Annotated in this window: 15 protein-coding genes, 3 pseudogenes and 1 other annotated feature; of the genes and pseudogenes, 8 read left to right on the forward strand and 10 right to left on the reverse strand. The window is 51.2% G+C overall.

The annotated features are described in order from the left end of the window. The first annotated feature begins 9 nt into the window (after positions 1-9). Both U738_RS23600 and U738_RS14000 read left to right on the forward strand, forming a co-directional pair. Positions 10-3,186, forward strand: a complete 3,177-nt coding sequence (locus U738_RS23600; RefSeq protein ID WP_051912779.1) for an EAL domain-containing protein — start codon at positions 10-12, stop codon at positions 3,184-3,186. A gap of 311 nt (positions 3,187-3,497) precedes the next feature. Further along, on the forward strand, positions 3,498-4,445 hold the full coding sequence (locus U738_RS14000; RefSeq protein WP_035581556.1) for a GGDEF domain-containing protein: 948 nt from the start codon (positions 3,498-3,500) through the stop codon (positions 4,443-4,445). Between the two features lie 199 nt (positions 4,446-4,644). Here the strand turns inward: U738_RS14000 and U738_RS14005 are convergent, their stop codons facing one another. Both U738_RS14005 and U738_RS14010 read right to left on the reverse strand, forming a co-directional pair. Further along, the gene (locus U738_RS14005) at positions 4,645-5,073 is read right to left on the reverse strand and encodes a helix-turn-helix domain-containing protein (RefSeq protein WP_035581558.1); all 429 of its coding nucleotides are present in this window, start codon (positions 5,071-5,073) and stop codon (positions 4,645-4,647) included. A gap of 4 nt (positions 5,074-5,077) precedes the next feature. Continuing rightward, positions 5,078-5,365 carry a type II toxin-antitoxin system HigB family toxin gene (locus tag U738_RS14010; RefSeq protein ID WP_035583605.1) on the reverse strand — a complete coding sequence of 96 codons (288 nt, stop codon included), beginning with the start codon at positions 5,363-5,365 and terminating at the stop codon, positions 5,078-5,080. Positions 5,366-5,528: 163 nt separating this feature from the next. Here U738_RS14010 and U738_RS23825 point away from each other — a divergent pair. Then, positions 5,529-5,644: pseudogene (locus tag U738_RS23825) on the forward strand (IS30 family transposase); the annotation flags it as partial. 24 nt (positions 5,645-5,668) lie between these two features. Here the strand turns inward: U738_RS23825 and U738_RS14015 are convergent. Further along, a complete protein-coding gene (locus U738_RS14015; protein ID WP_035581560.1) occupies positions 5,669-7,327 on the reverse strand; it encodes a methyl-accepting chemotaxis protein in 1,659 nt (552 codons plus the stop codon). 414 nt (positions 7,328-7,741) lie between these two features. Between U738_RS14015 and U738_RS14020 the strand changes: the two are divergent. The 4 genes and pseudogenes from U738_RS14020 to rnk all read left to right on the forward strand — a co-directional run. After that, positions 7,742-8,611: pseudogene (locus tag U738_RS14020) on the forward strand (Glu/Leu/Phe/Val dehydrogenase dimerization domain-containing protein); the annotation flags it as partial. A 50-nt stretch (positions 8,612-8,661) separates the two neighbouring features. Further along, a protein-coding gene (locus tag U738_RS14030) for an IS3 family transposase (protein WP_152561140.1) occupies positions 8,662-9,881 on the forward strand; the annotation gives its coding sequence in 2 pieces (ribosomal slippage) (positions 8,662-8,947 and positions 8,947-9,881; 1,221 coding nt in all). After that, positions 8,937-9,053: a sequence feature (AL1L pseudoknot), on the forward strand. (Overlaps the previous gene by 117 nt.) 39 nt (positions 9,882-9,920) lie before the next feature. Next, a pseudogene (locus U738_RS14035) lies at positions 9,921-10,406 on the forward strand (NADP-specific glutamate dehydrogenase); the annotation flags it as partial. 112 nt (positions 10,407-10,518) lie between these two features. Next, entirely contained in the window at positions 10,519-10,932 is a 414-nt protein-coding gene (gene rnk, locus U738_RS14040; protein ID WP_035581566.1) for a nucleoside diphosphate kinase regulator, read from the forward strand. Positions 10,933-10,993: 61 nt separating this feature from the next. Here rnk and U738_RS14045 read toward each other — a convergent pair whose 3' ends face one another. Beyond that, complete coding sequence (locus U738_RS14045; protein WP_035581568.1) at positions 10,994-11,434, reverse strand: universal stress protein; 441 nt, start codon at positions 11,432-11,434, stop codon at positions 10,994-10,996. Positions 11,435-11,642: 208 nt separating this feature from the next. On the opposite strand from U738_RS14045, the gene U738_RS14050 reads away from it, so the two are divergent. Further along, entirely contained in the window at positions 11,643-12,545 is a 903-nt protein-coding gene (locus U738_RS14050) for a LysR family transcriptional regulator (RefSeq protein ID WP_035581571.1), read from the forward strand. A 9-nt stretch (positions 12,546-12,554) separates the two neighbouring features. On the opposite strand, the gene U738_RS14055 is transcribed toward U738_RS14050, so the two are convergent. The 6 genes from U738_RS14055 to U738_RS14080 form a co-directional block, all read right to left on the reverse strand. Next, a complete protein-coding gene (locus U738_RS14055) occupies positions 12,555-13,355 on the reverse strand; it encodes a universal stress protein (protein ID WP_035581573.1) in 801 nt (266 codons plus the stop codon). A gap of 37 nt (positions 13,356-13,392) precedes the next feature. Then, entirely contained in the window at positions 13,393-14,592 is a 1,200-nt protein-coding gene (locus U738_RS14060) for a benzoate/H(+) symporter BenE family transporter (protein WP_327050257.1), read from the reverse strand. A gap of 79 nt (positions 14,593-14,671) precedes the next feature. After that, the gene (locus U738_RS14065) at positions 14,672-15,403 is read right to left on the reverse strand and encodes an ABC transporter ATP-binding protein (RefSeq protein ID WP_035581577.1); all 732 of its coding nucleotides are present in this window, start codon (positions 15,401-15,403) and stop codon (positions 14,672-14,674) included. Next, the gene (locus U738_RS14070) at positions 15,400-16,167 is read right to left on the reverse strand and encodes an ABC transporter ATP-binding protein (protein ID WP_035581579.1); all 768 of its coding nucleotides are present in this window, start codon (positions 16,165-16,167) and stop codon (positions 15,400-15,402) included. The genes U738_RS14065 and U738_RS14070 overlap by 4 nt, the downstream gene beginning before the upstream one ends. Before the next feature lie 3 nt (positions 16,168-16,170). Then, positions 16,171-17,238, reverse strand: a complete 1,068-nt coding sequence (locus U738_RS14075) for a branched-chain amino acid ABC transporter permease (protein WP_035581581.1) — start codon at positions 17,236-17,238, stop codon at positions 16,171-16,173. A 12-nt stretch (positions 17,239-17,250) separates the two neighbouring features. Then, positions 17,251-18,111, reverse strand: a complete 861-nt coding sequence (locus tag U738_RS14080; RefSeq protein WP_035581584.1) for a branched-chain amino acid ABC transporter permease — start codon at positions 18,109-18,111, stop codon at positions 17,251-17,253. Positions 18,112-18,123: the final 12 nt, after the last annotated feature.

Here is an 18,123-nt window from a genome sequence, read left to right on the forward strand (position 1 = left end):
GAGCTTGTCATGCAAGCCAGAGCGACAGCACTAAACGCACGGGATGATATTGAGCTGCCTTACCGGATACGAGATGTCGCCGCTGATGTTGGCCTACTCATGGTCGCCACCACGTTTACTCTGCTGGGAGGCACAGGTCTCATCGGACATCTCCTCGGCATTGCCTATCCGCTGAGCGGTGTGATGGTGGTCGACGCTGCCTTAACTGGTTTCCTGGCTGGCCTCTGCTTGTTGGGTTGGCTGTTTAATCGGCACTGGCTGAACTACTTGGCAGCCATGCCGTTGGCGGTGGTCACTCTCTACACCCTAATACATAACGGCTTAGCCGATGGGCCCTGGGTAGGAACGTCTTGGGTGACCGGTGGCCCAAGAATTCTCTCGGCGGCGGCGTTTCTGCTCTTTCTAGTGGCCCTATGCACCGCTCTAGGCATGAAGCGGCCTTGGCACCGGTTAGTCTGGGCCGTTAGTGGGTTGCTAGCACTAGGCGCGGGTAGCTTTTCACTGCTGCTAATGCTGCTTCCGGCTAGCCGTTTAGATTGGGCAGAAGGCTTTGTGTCTGCCCCTATACTGGCCACCCTTTACGCCCTGCTGGGTGGTGTTACTTTCGTTGTCGCCGCCTGGCGCGGTAGTCGTCGCTTGATTCCCCTGGGCAGTCTGACCAAGATCGCCGCCGTTGCTGGCGTCATGGTCAGTTGTCTCGCCTGGTACACCCTGAGCTGGAGCGCTCAGAACGATATGCAACGTCAGGCAGCCATCTTGATAGATAATGCTGCTCTCAATGCACGCCACATAATGAAGACACAGCTGGAATTTATTCAGCGTTTGGCATGGCGTAGGGGGTTAAATGATATTCCTGAACTGGTGGGCAATTGGGAGCACGATGTTCAGACCTACTTTCGACATGCCCCTTATTTAAAGAGCCTTGCCATACTGAACCCTAACGGGAGCCTTGAAGATCTGCGCGTTTCTAATGAGGAATATCAGCGCCACTTTGTTCAGGAGATAAATCTATCCCGCCTTCGCGATGAGCTACTCTCTGGGTGGGAAGAAGCGTTGGCATACACGATACCGAGCAACCCGAGGACGTTACTGATTATCGCGCCCTTAGGTAACGGCACAGGCAGCCGTCTAATCGCGGAGGTCGACTTGGTGGGGCTGCTTGAACGCGAGCTTAGCCTACCCTTAAACCTTTTGCGGCTTTCAGTCGGTGGAGACACACCTTATCTGGTCATAAGGCACCCTGACCGTCTGGCCCACGGCAGTGGTAAACGATCTCTCCCACACCTTGAACGTCGCCTTGTCGGCCTTCCCGGCGGCACTCGCTTAACGCTTGATGTCCATATGAACGCCACATCAAGCATGCTGCAGGCAGGTGTTATGCCGGCAGGTTTTGCTATCGCTGGCCTGACGCTCAGTTATCTGCTGGCTCTGAGCCTGGGGCTGGTCAGGCTGGTGGTCTGGCGCTCACGTGAGCTGTTGAGTGCCCGACAGCGCCTTGAAGCGCAATACGACCTCGAACAACGTTATCGTTCACTTTACCTCTACCATCCTGATGGCGTCTTTTCGCTCGACCATGCAGGCCATATTGTCACCGCGAATGATGCCTGCAGCAAAATTACCGGGCGCACCAACGATAAGATAATCGGACGTCATTTTTCTACCCTATTGCAGCCTCAAGATATCGAGCGAATGCAGGCTCTTTATGCGGCGACATTGTCCGGACACCCCACCCAGGTGGAACTGCAGATAACCAGGAGTGATGGGCATGGGCGGTTCCTTGATTTGACTACAATGCCGATTATTGTTGACGGGGAGACACACGGTGTCTTCGGCATCGTTAAGGACATTACTAAACAGTATGAGCAGGAAGCCCAACTGGCTTATCAGGCCTCCCATGATCTGTTAACCGGCCTCCCGAACCAAACGACCCTTGATGAGCGCCTAAAGGAAGCGTTTGATCAGGCGCAGCAGTCGGGCAGCTTACTGGTCGTGATGCATCTCGACCTGGACGGCTTTAAGGCGGTTAATGACGGACTGGGCTATCACATCGGCAACCAACTCTTGGTGGCGGTGACCGACCGACTGCAGCCGCTAACCGGGCCAGACGATACGCTGGCTCGCCTCACCGGTGACGAGTTCGCCCTACTGTTCAATCATCTCCAGGACCATCAGGCCGGGGGCGATATGGCCGAGCAGATGATTGATGCACTGTCAGCGCCTTTCCAGCTCGAAGGCAGGGCTGTCCATATCAGTGCCAGCATAGGCGTCGCTTGTAATGCTGAATCTTGTGAATACGCTTATGAGCTGATGCAACGCGCCGACCTTGCCATGACCGACGCCAAACAAAAAGGGCGCAACACCTGGCAGTGGTATCAGGGCGAAGAGCAGCGCGTAACCGAAGCATCAGTTACCCTGCGACACGGCTTGCATACAGCCTTGCAGGATGATCAATTCGAACTCTACTACCAGCCCATCGTGGAGGCAGTGAGTGGTCGCATCCGTGGATTGGAGGCGTTAATCCGCTGGCAACATCCCGAGGGAGGTATGATCTCGCCAGGAGAGTTTATTCCGCTTGCAGAGCAAACGGGGCAAATCATTCCAATGGGGCGCTGGATTATGCGTCAGGTGTGCCAAGATGCTGCAACCATGCTGGCTGCAGGCGGGCGTAGGGTGCCAGTAGCTGTCAATATCTCATCGCTTCAGTTTCGAAGAGAGGGATTTCTTGACGATCTTCATCAGGCGCTAAGTGCTTCTGGCCTTCCACCCGAGTTTCTGGAACTGGAGGTTACCGAAAGCGTTCTGCTGAATGGGTCTGAACAGGCCACTGAGCTGATCAATCAGCTCAACGCCATGGGGATTAAGGTGGCACTCGATGACTTTGGCACCGGTTTCTCCAGCCTGAGCTATCTGCGTGATCTGCCCATTCACAAGATCAAGCTAGACCGAGCCTTCATCAAGGACATCACGACCGACAAACGCAATGCTGCTATTGTGCAGGGGATTATCACCATGTCGCACCAACTGGGTCTGCTAGTGGTGGCCGAGGGCATTGAGGAGCTCAAACAGCAGCAGGATCTCGTCCGCCGTCACTGCAATCTATTACAAGGGTTCCACTTCGCCAGGCCTATGCCGTTAAAAGCCGTCATGCAACTGCCGGATCAGTTACCTGCATCTTCTCACGCCTGAGGTTTAGACCTCTGGCTCCATATCTATTAGTCACAGGTTTCAGGCATACGGAAGCTCTAGACATAGCGAGGAAAGAAGGCGGCGGAACGTGTGTTATATCGAGCGTCATTACAAATGTTATGCAAATCAAAATAGAACTTTCCGCTTGTGACTTAACCTTACTAGCCCTGCGATCACGCCCCATAAGAGGGAGTACAAGCACCATGATCGTGTAGATCAATTGACAATGGACACATTATGATTAGTTTATAGGGTCGCTTGGCACATATCTGCAATCCACCGAATGTATCGCATTAGCAGGGGTAATCACCGTGGCATTTTCGTTGGATGATAGTACTGAACAGCTGGCGAATACCTTACCAGTGGTGGCCCGCCTATTTGATATTAGTGGCGCTGCAATTTCTTTATTCGATGACCATGACAGGTTGATTTACGGTAATGCCCAATACTATCAACTCATCTGTCATACGCAAGGTTCGCACCCCACTTGGCCGGATGTCGTACGTGACAACTACGCCAAGAGCCAGGGGCTAATTATAGAGACGGAGGATATTGAGTTATGGATTCGGTTGGCGCTCGCAAAACGACGCAAGCAAACCTATCGCCAGTTTGAAATTGATGCATGGGATGGCCGCTGGCTGCTGATGACAGAAACCCTGATTCCGGATGTTGGCCTGCTCGGTATCGGTGTGGATATCACCCAGGCAAAGACCTTAACGACGGCATTAAAACGAGAATACCAGAACGCGCTGGTCAAAGCGGAAACCGACCCACTAACTGATATGGGCAATCGCCGAGCGCTAGAGCGTTTGCGAAAGATACTCGTGAGTAAGGGACGCCATTTTCAGGTGACTGCGTTGATGATCGATATTGACCAGTTCAAGCCCTACAACGATAGGCTGGGGCATTTGCAGGGTGACCTTTGTTTACAGCAGGTGGCCCTGGCGATTCAGAATAGTCTAAGAGAGTGTGAAGCTTACGCAATAAGATTAGGGGGTGATGAATTTCTGGTGCTACTACTGGATGCACCTTTATCAAAAGCACAGCAAGTGGCTCATCGAATTAGAAACAGTTTACTTAAAAGTGCCATTCCCCATCCTACGACAGATTCTGGTCTTGTTACCCTCAGCATGGGCCTTGCCAGCCGGGACATCATCGATCCAGAAGGCTTCTCAACGTTACTTAAAGACGCTGACGATGCGCTCTATGACGCTAAACGTAGTGGGCGTGACTGTATCAACGGCCTTAGAAATTGGTAGCGTTGGTGAGTAATCGCTACCCACCTTACGTAGCTAGTACAGCCTGAGGCATAAATCAGCGGTGCCTTCTAGGCAATTTTAGTTGGCAATTTGATTGCTCAACTAACCCTCCTGGCCGTGAGAAAACCACCAAAATTCATACTTGAGCCTTTAGGTGAAGAGAGCTTCGGGCGACCCTCCTGAGAAAGCTCTAACCAAGTTAACTAATATCCCTAATTGTTTTACGCTGTTTGAAAACATCCGTTGGAATGCCAAAGCGGTCTGAAAGTCCACAAATTTGGCGCCAGTTAAGATTACGTTTGCCGGACAAAATGGACGAAACAACAGACTGAGCGCCAATTTCAGGCAAATCATTTTGGGTAATGCCGTGTTCTTCCATAAGATAACGAAGCACATCAGTATCCTGCGCGACAGGCATGGGGCGTACACGCTCATCATATGCCTCAAGAAGATCACCAAGGCGCGCCGCAAGGCTGGATAAATAATGATTTTCATCATCGCCAACCAAATTTAGAATTTCATCAAGAGCCTCCACTTTCTCGTCATACTCCTCCTCTGATTCTGGCGCAGAGAGAAGAGGTGCAATGTACTGCCAATGAGTAGCTGCTTGATCAAGAACGGCATTCATATCTTCACTCCTTCCACTTACCCTTGTCATATTCGGGGTGATCGAGAATATGGCGGATAAAAACGCGCTTAGCGCGATAATGCACAGTTGCTATCAGACGAATCTTATTGCCACCAATGTCAAAAACATGGAGGCTTCCCACCTTATCAGTTGCCGGGAAAATTTCTTTCATCTCAGCAAAGCTCTGGGGTTCGCTACCCTTCATGATGCGAAACCATGCATCTAAGGCGGTGGCCGACTGCGGCCATTTGTCTTTTGCTTCCCAAATACGTTTTTGTGTGACCACATGCATATGTAACCCCTTTCGCCTGGCTACATTATAATAGCAATTTGCTATATATAGCAAATTGCTATTATTTTTAAAATCAGTATGGATGCTCTCCCTATAAAAAAAGACATACCCCACAGAAATACGGAGTATGTTAGTAGCATCTAGCAGACGATGTTCCATAAGAGCCACCAATGGCCTGAATAGGCAGTATTTTCCGAAGCGACTGACTCCCGAAAGGTATTCAATAGAGAGCTACGAAGCGTCGTCAGTAAGCTAAGCGATAGACCAAGAATGCGGCTTTAGAGTCTGGTGAGGAGGATCTCCTCAGAAGGCTTCCCAATCATGCGCCTTATTTGGTGAGTTACGCTGCAAAGCAGCTACAGTTTTAGAGTGCATAAGAGAGGGAGAGGCCGTTTTAGCGCTGTCGCCACTGAGTTTGAAAGCCTCCACCAAGCGGGTAAGTCGGGTTGCCTCTTTTTGAAGGGAAGCCGCAGAGTCGCTAGTCTGCGAAACGAGGGTGACGTTCTGTTGTGTCGCGGAATCCATCTGAGTAAGAGCGGTACCTACTTGCTGAATACCCGCCTCTTGTTCGCGCACCGCCAGCGATATCTCATTCATTAGCCCTGACACCTGGCGAATCGCCTCTACTGTCTCCTGTATGCCATCGCCGCTACGCACTGCTTGCTCAGCGCCATTGGCGATACGCTGACTAATTTCCTCAATCATTTGTCGGATTTCTTTGGAAGAATCGGCAGTGCGGCTAGCTAAATTACGAACCTCACTGGCCACGACCGCAAATCCCCTTCCATGCTCACCAGCACGAGCGGCCTCTACCGACGCGTTGAGGGCAAGAAGATTTGTCTGGAAAGCAATGGAGTCGATCACTTTGACAATCTCGCCGACCTGGCGAGAGCTGGCCTCTAGTTCTCGCATCAACGTTACCGAATGCTGAACCTCCTGGATGCCCTTCTCGGCTTTCTCAGCCGCTTGGCTTGAAAGAGTGTCTGCATGACTGGCGGATTCACTGTTCTGGCGCACGATGGAAGATATTTCCTCCATGCTAGAAGCAGTTTCTTGCAGAGCGGAGGCCTGCTGTTCCGTTCGCGACGCTAGATCTTCGCTGCCAGAAGCAATTTGGCCCGAGGCATTATTGACATTGCGGGCACCGTCGCGCACCGCTTGGAAGCTCGTATCCATCCGAGCAATGAAGGCATCAAACTCGTAAGCCAACTCGCCGATTTCATCGCGCCGGTGACTCTCAATGCGAGCAGTGAGGTCGCCCTCACCTTCGGTAATGTCATGAATTCGCCCGCTGACCTGTCGAATCGCCCGAGACATCAGGTTGGGGCCAATCAGCGCGATGGCCAGGGTAGCCAGTAGTACCAGCGCGGTAAAACCCATCACCCAGCGCTGCTGTATGGCAACGCCTGCAAGAGTCTCACTCTCAAGAGCTAAACTACGCGCATCTGCACTTTCACCAGCAATATTATAGAGCTCGCGCAAGGCATTAAAGGTTACCAAAGAGTCACCTTCCATCTGCGTCTCAGCGGTCTCAATATTTCCCTGACGATGAAGATCAAAAACCTCCTGGGCAGCTGTTTTCCAGGAATCGAAACGCGCTTCGAAGTCGCCAATTCCTTCGCTGACCTGTGGATAGGCATCGAGTAACGTAAGGAATTCACGCATTCGATCATAGGCCTGCTGCGCGTTCTCAAGGAAGGCATCATGCTGATCGCTAGCGGCCTGACTTTCCGGATCCTCACGCAAGACTTCTAATTCAGCTAATCGCGCCTGGTAAAGATCTCTGTCGGCGTTAAGTACTGCTGAAACGGCCGGATTGAAGGAGCCGCTAAAAGCAATCATACGCTCACGCATAGTCTGGACAAGCAGACTATCAATCACCACCACTGCCATCAGTGATAAGGCTACCAGTAAGAAAGCAAGCGTGTACTTCACATTGATCTTATGTAGCTTGTCCAGCATGGCATCACCGTTTAATTGTTATCGATTACCGTGGAGGCTGCATCTGTAATAAATAAAAACCTCGCTATAAAACAACTATCGGCCATATTTCTTAAGAATTTAGGCATTTTGAAAAATAATAATTGATGCAAGCAACACTAAAAATGACGACCCTATTTATAAATTATAAGTAATAAAAAATAGCCTTTATAACGATAAAAACCTAATCGATAATACATCAAGCAGCCAAATATCGTTGAACAACCGTTAGCCAGTTTCCTTAAATAATATCGACGCCGCCCAAATCATATATAATTTAGTAGGATTTTATCTATACCGAACACGCATAGGGTATGCAAAAAAACATCCTAGTCGTTAAATATCATCACGCTCTGGCCAGCCAATACTTAATGAATACTGCGATGGTATGTTCATATGCCCTACGTCCACGATACGCTGACACGACTTCAGAAAAGCAGCCCTGCCCAATCCGAGTTTTATCAAGCCATCGAAGAAGTGCTTGAATGTCTACGCCCTCTATTAGAAAAGACCTCCCATTATCACCAACACAGCATCATTGAGCGGATAGTTGAGCCAGAACGGCAAATTATGTTTCGGATAAGCTGGGTAGATGATAGCGGGAGAGTACACGTTAATAAAGGCTATCGCGTACAGTTCAACTCTGCCCTTGGGCCTTATAAAGGAGGCCTACGTTTTCATCCCAGTGTTACTTCCGGCACCATCAAATTTCTGGGTTTTAAACAAATCTTCAAAAATGCGTTAACCGGGTTGCCGATCGGTGGTGGTAAAGGCGGTGCCGATTTTGATCCAAAAGGTAAGTCAGATAATGAGATCATGCGCTTTTGTCAGGCTTACATGACAGAGCTCTACCGCCATATTGGCCCCCAATGTGATGTCCCTGCAGGTGATATAGGGGTAGGTACGCGTGAAATTGGCTATCTTTTTGGCCAATATAAGCGGTTAACCGGTTGTTATGAAGGCGTGCTAACAGGCAAAGGGCTTAACTGGGGAGGATCGCTTGGCCGCAAAGAAGCGACGGGCTACGGAGCAGTTTACTTCGCGCAGAACATGTTAGCAGCACGGGGAGAAGAGCTTCGCAATAAAACCTGCCTGGTTTCCGGCGCAGGTAATGTCGCCATTTATACCATTGAGAAACTATACGAACTGGGTGCTAAACCGATCACCTGTAGCGACTCACGTGGGACTATCTACGATAAAAATGGTATTGATTTAGACTTACTCAAGCAGCTCAAAGAAGTGCAGCGCACTTCTTTAGAAGCTTACTGAACCGCCCCGGCTTTACCGGAGACTCCATATCTTGAGAGGATGGAGTTATGAACTCACCAAAACGATATTCCCCAGAAGTCCGGGAGCGAGCTGTTCGATTAGTCCTTGAACAGCAAGGCGAATACCCGTCCAAGTGGGCGGCGATCTGCTCCATTGCCAGCAAGTTCGGCTGTACACCAGAGACTTTGAGAGCCTGGTGCAAACGCACAGAACTCACGCAGGAAAACAGCTCGGATAACCTGTCTGAACATGAACGGCTCAAGCAGCTAGAGCGTGAAAACACCGAATTGAAGCATGCCAATGAAATTCTCCGTAAGGCGGCTGCTTTTTTCGCCCAGGCGGAGCTCGACCGCAAACCCAATTGATGGTGTCATTTATCGACGAGCATCGTGCTCAGTTCGGGGTCGAGTCGATTTGTAGTCAACTGCCAATCGCCCCATCGACGTATTACCACCACAAGGCACTTGAAGCTGATCCTGAACGGCGGGCAGACCGGTATCGGCAGGATGCGTTTCTTACCGCTGAGATTCAGCGCGTGTGGGAAGAAAACTTCTGCGTCTACGGTGCCCGTAAGGTCTGGCGGCAACTCCGCCGTGAAGGCGTTAATGTTGCTCGTTGCACTGTAGAACGGCTCATGCGCCGCCTAGGAATTCGCGGCGTGGTGCGAGGCCAACGCCCCTTCACGACCATCAGTGATCCCGGCCAGAAACGGGCACCTGATTTAGTGAAACGTGACTTTACGGCCATGCGTCCTAATCAGCTTTGGGTGGCCGATTTTACCTATGTCGCTACCTGGTCTGGCTTCGTTTACGTTGCGTTCGTTATCGATGTTTACGCACGCTGTATCGTGGGTTGGCGTGTAGCGACGTCGATGAGAACGGCGCTGGTGCTGGACGCTCTGGAGCAAGCTCTGTGGGCACGAAAACACAGACAAGGGTTGATCCATCATAGTGATAGGGGAAGCCAATATCTCTCGATCCGCTACACCGAGCGTATGGCTGACGAGGGTATCAATGCCTCAGTCGGCACCACCGGCGACTCCTACGACAATGCGCTGGCTGAAACCATCATCGGCTTGTTCAAAACGGAGGTGATCCATCATCGTGGCCCATGGAGGGGACTGGATGCCGTTGAGTATGCCACGCTGGAGTGGGTTGACGACTGGTTCAACAACCGCCGACTGCTGGAACCCATCGGAAACGTTCCACCAGCAGAACGAGAAAGAACGTATTATCGTCAACTGGAAGAGTCGGGTGAAGCTGCCTGACTCAAACAAACCGGTCTCCGGAATAACCGGGGCGGTTCATACTTACACGAGCACCCTGACGCCCACTACATTTCTACTCTTGACTACCCCCAGGGTGGGCATGCCGTATGGCGTATTCAAGCCGATGCTGCGTTCCCCTGCGCGACCCAGAATGAGCTGACCGAAAGTGATGCGGACATCATGCTCGCCAATGGCATCACGTGTATTAGTGAAGGGGCCAACATGCCCTCCACGAAAGAGGCCGTCGATCTCTTTCTAAACGCTAAAATTGCCTATGGGCCTGGTAAAGCCGCTAACGCAGGTGGCGTCGCTACCAGCCAGTTAGAAATGGCACAAAATAGCAGTATGGAACAGTGGCCACTGGAAAAAGTAGACCAAAAGCTAAAACAGATTATGGCTAACATCCACCGGCAGTGCGCAGAGACTGCCGAGGAGTTTGGTGAAGCGACGAATCTAGTACTAGGAGCCAACATTGCAGGCTTCAGAAAAGTAGCTGATGCCATGATTGAACAAGGCGTCACCTGATCGTCTTTGTCTTGTAAACCGCTTATACTGTAACAAGTACGCAGTCCTTCCTTAATTGGGGAAGGGCTGTTTTTTATTGGTTTGAATTTATTGCTTTCTAAGGAGAGTAACCATGGGACAACGTCCTACTATTATTATTAATCGTCTTGATGCCGAACGCCTCCAGCGCTTGATCGACAATGCCTCCGATAAAGACATGGCCGTGGCTCAGCTACTTGAGGAAGAGTTATCGCGAGGTGAAGTCTGCGACCCCGAGGATATCCCGGATGACGTGGTCAGTATGAATAGCCAGGTTCGCTTCACCGATCTCACCCGCGGACTTAAGATGATTCGAACCTTGGTCTATCCGCACTCCCTGGAAAGCGTAGCGGACGGCATTTCAGTGATGGCGCCCATTGGCGCGGCACTGATCGGCCTTAAAGTGGGCGACATCATCGAGTGGCCATTACCCAACAACACCGAAACACGGCTGCGTATCGATGCTATTTATTGGCAACCCGAACGCGAAAAGCAGTTTCACCGATAGGTTGCGGTAGAGAGAGCTGGCTCCGCTAGCTCATGATGAACAGCAAATACTGCTTGAGTTACTAACTCACCGTAATGACGCGGCACTTCGCTGAATGGCTCACCTTGTGCGAGACGCTACCAATCACTACACCAGCCAAGTCGCTTAAACCTCGACTTCCCATCACAATAGTATCAACGTTATAGGCATTAGCGGTGTCTAAAATGACTCGAACCGGATCACCTTGAGTAAGCAGCTCTTCAGTATGCTGAACGCCTTCTTCTTGCGCTGAACTAACCGCCTGTACCAGCAATTGCTCGCCCGATTTCTCTCGCTCAGCGAGGTTAGCGCTGGCATCAATAGCACCAATGCCCCATACCAGCGTGGTCGTATAGGCAAGCGTTTCTGGAACATGTAAAAGATAGAGCGTTGAGGCTTCTTTATTCAACAGCTTGCAAGCCACTGACAACGCTTGCTTGGCGTTTTCAGAGCCGTCGATGGGAACTAAAATACGCTTATACATGGTTTGTTCGCTCCTCTTTTATCTTCATCACACAACTAAAGTCTTAGACAATATTTCGCTTCCATCACTTAAATACTGGTAGCGTTACATCGGCTAAGTGAACTGGCTTAAATAGTCTGTCTTGTCATTTGAGAATCTAGCCAGCCTGAAAGCAATCGAATGTCAAAACCAATATTATTAAAGTAGCCGCTCATACCTTGGAGGTATCATGGAACTACGCCACCTGAGGTACTTTTGTGTTGTAGCCGAAGAGCTTAATTTCACTTGTGCTGCTGAACGCTTGCATATGTCACAGCCGCCTCTTTCACGACAAATTAAGCAGTTAGAACAAGAAGTAGGCGCCGAATTGTTTGAACGCAGTTCAAGAGGCTTACGCCTGACCCCGCCGGGGGTTTTCTTTCAGCAACACGCCTTACAAATTTTAGAGAAAGTAGAAGTCACCATTGACGCTACACGACATATGGCACGTAGCAAACGTGCGCTATTCGGAATTGGTTTTGTACCCTCCGTATTTTATGGGCAGCTCCCTATGCTCGTGCGTGATTTACGCCGCATAGATAATGTTGAACTCTCCTTGGCAGAGCTTACGACGGTACAACAAATACAGGCGCTCAAAGCTGGTCGCATTGATATGGGATTTGGACGTCTTCGCATTGACGACCCGGATGTCGAGCAGGAAATTCTCTTCGATGAGCCATTGATTGCCGCCCTATCAAGCGGTCATCCATTAGAAGGCACAACCCCTACCTGCGAAGAACTGGCTCGCTATCCACTAATCCTCTTTCCCGCAAAACCACGCCCTAGCCTGGCAGACATGGTACTAGGCATTTTCCGCCGCCAAGGTTTAAAGGTTGAGGTGGTACAGGAGGCCAACGAGGTTCAGACGGCGCTTAGCCTCGTCGCCTCAGGCATTGGCATTACACTGGTTCCAGAACAGGTAAAACGTGTCCAGCGAGACGGCATCACTTACGTAGCACTGGCAGACAAAACCATTACCTCACCCGTCATTTGCAGCCGTCGGCGCGGCGAAAAGCCCTCTCCCCTTATGCAGGAAGCCAATACTATTTTAAATGTACTCGTGGAAAACCGCCGCTCCGGTCGTTACCCATAACCCCCTCCTTTATGGACGCAGTACGGCCACCGGACAGGATGTTTCGTGCAGCACTTCATGGCTAACGCTGCCGGCCACTACTTGCGAAAGGCCACTACGCCCATGGGTTGTCATGGCAAGCATCGTATTATGGCTACCTGCTAAGTAGCTGACGATAGAATCCGCGGGGTCGCCATGCAGTACCTCCCAATCAACCTCTAACGCTTGCTCGCTCTCGACACGGCGTGCCAAAGCGGTCAAATAAGCTGACTCCATGACATCGGTATGACCTAACGTTGTTGGTTTTCTAGCGGCAGCATCAACTACTTGCAGCAGCTGTAACCGAGCCCCCAACCGCTTCACTAAGGCAGAAGCATAGGGCAAAATTTGCTCGGATAACTTTGAGCCATCAACACAAACGGCTAATACTTCAACGCGGTGGTGAGCACGGCTGTCATAGCGTGGGCCACACAGGTAAACCGGGCGATGGGCTCGACGTACAACACCGGCGGTTACACTGCCTATTAGCATTTCGGGCACCGGGCGGCGCCCATGCGCCATCATGCATAGCCCGGTATCTTCACGGCTGGCAAGCTCACCGAGGTACTCCTTAGCGCTATCATGGGAAACGACATCAATGTGTACTGTTTCGAAATGATGCGTCGATAGGCGCTCCTGCAGTTTAACCCGCCTGGAGGCTATCTCATCCTGCGCAGGCACCACTGAGATAGCGCTTACATCCATGCCTAGTTGGTTTGCAAACTTTTGGCCAAATTCCAGTGCTGGCAAAGAGCCTTCACTGTCATCAATTGCCACAACGATCTTTTCCATGGTTACACTCCAACTACCGCTTAAGTAGTGTCTACTGTTATTGGGTTTTATGGTTAAGCGAGTTAAAACGTCGATGCAGCAGGTTGTAGGCAAGCGCCCCAACAACGACTCCCCAAAAGGCAGAGCCTAGCCCTAAAAAGCTAATGCCAGATGCCGTGGCAATGAAGGTAATGACAGAGGCTTCCAAGTGACTCTTTTCGGCAGCAAACGCGCTGATATTACTACTGATGGCGCCAATCAGCGCAAGGCCCGCCAGTACGGCCACAAACTCTCCCGGCAATGAGGTAAATAGCGCCACAATAGTGCCAGCAAAGATGCCACCAATTAGATAGAAAACGCCGTTTGCCACCCCTGCAACATAGCGCTTATCAGGGTCTTCGTGCGCTTCCTTGCTGGTGCAGATGGCTGCCGTAATCGCAGCGATAACCGTCGTAATACCGCCGAAAAAAGCGGTAAAGAATGACGTTAAACTGGCCACAATTACGATTGGTTTGGCCGGGGTGGAGTAACCTGAGGTACGCAAAATGGCCATACCGGGCAAGAATTGCCCCGTCAGACTGACCAAAACCAGCGGAATAGCCAGGCTCAAGGTAGCATTCCACGTCCACTCGGGGCGGATAAACTGTGGATCCGCAAACTGAACGGAAACACCTTCCAGGCTTGCGCCTTCTAACAAAACTGCCAAAGTAACCCCGGCAATTAAAAGCAGCACTAAGCTGTAGCGCGGCGTAAGTCGCTTAAATAGTAAATAAGCGATAATCATACCAATCGCCAACGCCGGTACGCTTTCCAATGAGACGAAAACGCCTACACCAAATTGGAACAGGATGCCTGCCATCATCGCGCTGGCGATACCAGGGGGGATCATCCGAATAATTCGGTCAAAAGAGCCAGTAACACCGATCACGAAAATGATCATTGCTGCCGTCAAGTAAGCACCTATCGCTTCATTAAGTGACAACCCTGGGAAAAGAGTCACTAATAACGCAGTCCCAGGCGCCGACCAAGCGGTCACCACCGGGACTTTTAACCACAGGCTTAAAAAGATACCCGAGACTGCTGCGCCGATAGAGATTGCCCAGACCCAAGACGTCATCATGGCGCTGGATATTTCGGCGCTCTGGGCTGCCTGAAAAAAGATCGCCAAGGGGCCAGAGTAAGAGACCAGCACTGCCACAAAGCCAGCAGCGATTGCAGGAATCGACAGGTCTTTTAGCAATTGCTTGTGAAATTGCATGCAACACATTTCCCTGTATCAATGAATTTAACGCGATGCCAACATCAATTCCGGCAAGCATCCGCTTGCCGGAGCCATGTCAGGCGACCCCGAGATGGGTTTCAAGGATTGAAGGATTGTCTTTTAGCCCCTGAGAATCACCGCTATAGACCACTTCCCCCTTGACCAGCAGCAGATGTTTTTCTGCTATTTTAAGAAGGTTATCGATATTTTTATCGACGATAATGGTCGAAATGCCGGTCGCCTTGATCTCTCGTATGATCTTCCAGATTTCATCTCGGATCAGCGGCGCGAGTCCTTCGGTCGCCTCATCAAGGATCATCAGGTCAGGATTTGTTGTCAGCGCGCGACCAATAGAGAGCATCTGCTGCTCGCCGCCCGAAAGAAAAGAGCCATCGTGGTTAATACGTTGACCCAAGCGTGGAAACGTATCCAGGACTCGCTCCAGCGTCCAAGGGGACTCTCCGCGCTCATTAGGGCGTGCGGCCATAATTAAATGCTCACGCACACTGATGCCTGGAAAAATGCCGCGCCCCTCTGGCACGTAGCCGATCCCTTGGCGAATGAGTTGCCAAGGACGTCGCTTGGTAGCCGAGACGCCCTTAATAAACACCTCGCCACGCCGCGGTGGGACAAAGCCCAGTATCGACTTCAACGTAGTAGTCTTGCCCATCCCGTTCCGGCCCAGAAGACTCAGTGTCTCGCCGGGCATCAGGGTCAAATCCACCCCGTGCAAAATATGGCTCTCACCGTAGTAAGTATGCAGCCCCCGGGCATCAATCAATGGTGTACTTGTTTGCTCTGCGCTCATGCGGTTGCCCCCTCATCATGACGCCCCAGATAGACATCGCGTACCTTTTCGCTAGTGCGTATCTGTTCTGTCGGACCACTCTCCAACACACAACCATCGACCATGACGGTAATGCGATCGGCCAAGCGGAAGACCGAATCCATATCGTGTTCAATCAGCACCAAGGTATAACGATCCGTTAAACTGGCGAGCAGCTCCGTGACCTGAGCGGTCTCTTCACGCCCCATCCCCGCCATTGGCTCATCCAGCAGCATCAGCGACGGCGCTGTCGCTAGCACCATCGCGATCTGCAACTGACGCTGTTCGCCATAGCTCATATCGGATGCTGTCGTATGAGCGCGATGATTCAATTGGCAGGTATCTAGCACCTCTTGAGCACGCTCGCTCACCTTTTGTGCTGTTTGACGCGAACGCCAGCTACCAAACACACCGCCCATATGAATACGCGCCGCCAGCTCGCAGTTCTGTAGGCAACTAAGGCGTGGGAAGATATTGGTCTTCTGGTGGCTGCGGCCAATCCCCATACGTGCGATCTGGCGCGCGCTTTTACCCTGAATCGGTTGTTGGCGGTAAAGCACTTGCCCTTCAGATGGCGGGATCTCGCCAGAAAGCAAATTAATCAACGTGCTTTTACCCGCTCCATTAGGGCCCAAGATAGCGTGTATCTCATTGGCCTTAACGTCAAAATCAACATCGTTAACCGCTACTAAACCACCAAAGCGCCGGGTCAAACCATGTGTAGCTAAGATAATCTCGTCGCGCATGGCTTAGTTCTCCTTACGCTGTGTAGCAGGTGGAGTGGAGGCAGTTACCGGTGCATTCTCTTTCTCGGACACGGCTTCCGAGTCTGTTTGACGCTTGCGGCGCCAGGGCGGCGCGATAATCAAGCCGGCAATGCCTCGTGGCAGCACGAGTACGGCGGCGATAATGGTCAGCCCCATCAGGATTGGCCAGTGAGTAGTGGCGTGCTCATAGAGGTAGAGCAGAATCTCGTAGGCGAAGGCGCCTAAAATGGGTCCAAAAATGGTACCCATGCCGCCTAAAATCAGCATCATTAGCACTTCGCCAGAGGTGTGCCAGCCAAGCTGAGCCGGATTAGCGAAGCCGTACTGCATCGCCGCCAACATGCCAGCAATCGCCGCCATTACCCCTGCAATAACAAAGGCAACCAGTTTGTAGCCACTGGTGGCATAGCCTAACGCCTGCATGCGGTGCTCGTTGTCATGAATACCGTCGAGCACTTGTCCGAAATAAGAGCGGGTCAGCCAGCGTAAAAAGAAATACCCGACCAGCAGCATTCCCAAGCAGAAGTAAAAGAAGCTATAAGGGTTATCAAGATCCACCAGTGTGGTATCGCCTATCGCCAAGCTGGGCCGGAACATAATAAAAACGCCGTCTGTTCCTCCGGCGAATTGGGATGTGCTAATGAAGTAATAAAGCATCTGACCGAATGCCAAGGTCGTCATAATAAAGAAAATGCCTTTCGTCCGAATTACTAATATACCTATTACTAACCCGATACAGGCAGAGACGCCCATGACCAGCGGCAGCATCCACCACATTGATGCGGGACTAAAGTCAGGACTGGCTAATGCAAGCGTGTAAGCCCCCAGGCCGAAGAACAGGGCGTGCCCCAGGCTGACTAAACCTACGACGCCGACCAGCAGATCCAAACTCATGGCAAACAACGCTAGGATCAACATTAATGTCAGTTTCTCTAACATAAAGTTGGCCTGGCTACCGAATACGGCTTCTCCCCATAAAGGAAAAGCTGCCACCAACGCCGTTAATACCAGCATGATGAACGCAACGCGCTTGGGGTATCTATGCAACATTTCTTATTCTCCTCACGCGAACAGGCCGCGCGGTTTTACTAGCAATACCGCCGCCATAATCATGTAGATCACCATACTGGCGAGACTGGGTATGAGCACCGCACCAAAGGTGGTGGCCATGCCGATAATAATGGCCCCCCAAAATGCGCCTTTAATCGAACCAATACCGCCGATGACAACGACTACGAAACACGTAATAAGAATGCTATCGCCCATACCGGGCGCGATGGAGGTGAGTGGCGCAGCGATCATGCCAGCAAAAGCGGTTAGCGCAACGCCAACGCTGAAGATAAGCGTAAACAGAGTACGCACATTGATCCCCAAGCCTTCCACCATGTCGCGATTAACCGCACCAGCACGAATGATGATGCCTAGCCGCGTATGACGAATCACCCAATAAATCACACCCGCCAATGCTAAGCAGACCCCCATCACAAAGAGGCGGTACACCGAGTACTGCAGGTTGTCAGTCAGTTGAATACTGGCATCAAAGGGCGCGGGTATCGCAACACGGTGCACATCACCGCCCCAAATAATCCGCTGCGCTTCGTTGAGCACTAAAATTAGGCCAAAGGTCAGCAACACTTGGTAGAGGTGATCACGCTTATAAAGCGTATCGAGAAATAAGCGCTCAATGATGAGGCCCAGGACAATAGCAATGGGGATAGCCGCCAGCATGGCCAGCCAGAAATTGCCCAGCCGCAGGGTAAGGTCGTAAATCAGATAGGCACCAATCATATACATGGCGCCGTGGGCCAGATTGATGATCCCCATAATACCGAAAATTAACGTCAAGCCGCTGGCGATCAAAAAAAGCAGCAATCCGTACTGCAGTCCATTAAGGAGCTGTACGCTAAAGAATGCGAGATCCATAAGATCCCTCCG

This window comes from Halomonas sp. TG39a, from assembly GCF_000744395.1.
GTDB lineage: Bacteria > Pseudomonadota > Gammaproteobacteria > Pseudomonadales > Halomonadaceae > Vreelandella > Vreelandella ventosae_B.

Coding starts and splice junctions, on each gene's coding strand:
- U738_RS23600 (WP_051912779.1), top strand. CDS start 10: ATGCAAGCCAGAGCGACAGCACTAAACGCACGGGATGATATTGAGCTG.
- U738_RS14005 (WP_035581558.1), bottom strand. CDS start 5,073: ATGAATGCCGTTCTTGATCAAGCAGCTACTCATTGGCAGTACATTGCA.
- U738_RS14010 (WP_035583605.1), bottom strand. CDS start 5,365: ATGCATGTGGTCACACAAAAACGTATTTGGGAAGCAAAAGACAAATGG.
- U738_RS14015 (WP_035581560.1), bottom strand. CDS start 7,327: ATGCTGGACAAGCTACATAAGATCAATGTGAAGTACACGCTTGCTTTC.
- rnk (WP_035581566.1), top strand. CDS start 10,519: ATGGGACAACGTCCTACTATTATTATTAATCGTCTTGATGCCGAACGC.
- U738_RS14045 (WP_035581568.1), bottom strand. CDS start 11,434: ATGTATAAGCGTATTTTAGTTCCCATCGACGGCTCTGAAAACGCCAAG.
- U738_RS14050 (WP_035581571.1), top strand. CDS start 11,643: ATGGAACTACGCCACCTGAGGTACTTTTGTGTTGTAGCCGAAGAGCTT.
- U738_RS14055 (WP_035581573.1), bottom strand. CDS start 13,355: ATGGAAAAGATCGTTGTGGCAATTGATGACAGTGAAGGCTCTTTGCCA.
- U738_RS14060 (WP_327050257.1), bottom strand. CDS start 14,592: ATGCAATTTCACAAGCAATTGCTAAAAGACCTGTCGATTCCTGCAATC.
- U738_RS14065 (WP_035581577.1), bottom strand. CDS start 15,403: ATGAGCGCAGAGCAAACAAGTACACCATTGATTGATGCCCGGGGGCTG.
- U738_RS14070 (WP_035581579.1), bottom strand. CDS start 16,167: ATGCGCGACGAGATTATCTTAGCTACACATGGTTTGACCCGGCGCTTT.
- U738_RS14075 (WP_035581581.1), bottom strand. CDS start 17,238: ATGTTGCATAGATACCCCAAGCGCGTTGCGTTCATCATGCTGGTATTA.
- U738_RS14080 (WP_035581584.1), bottom strand. CDS start 18,111: ATGGATCTCGCATTCTTTAGCGTACAGCTCCTTAATGGACTGCAGTAC.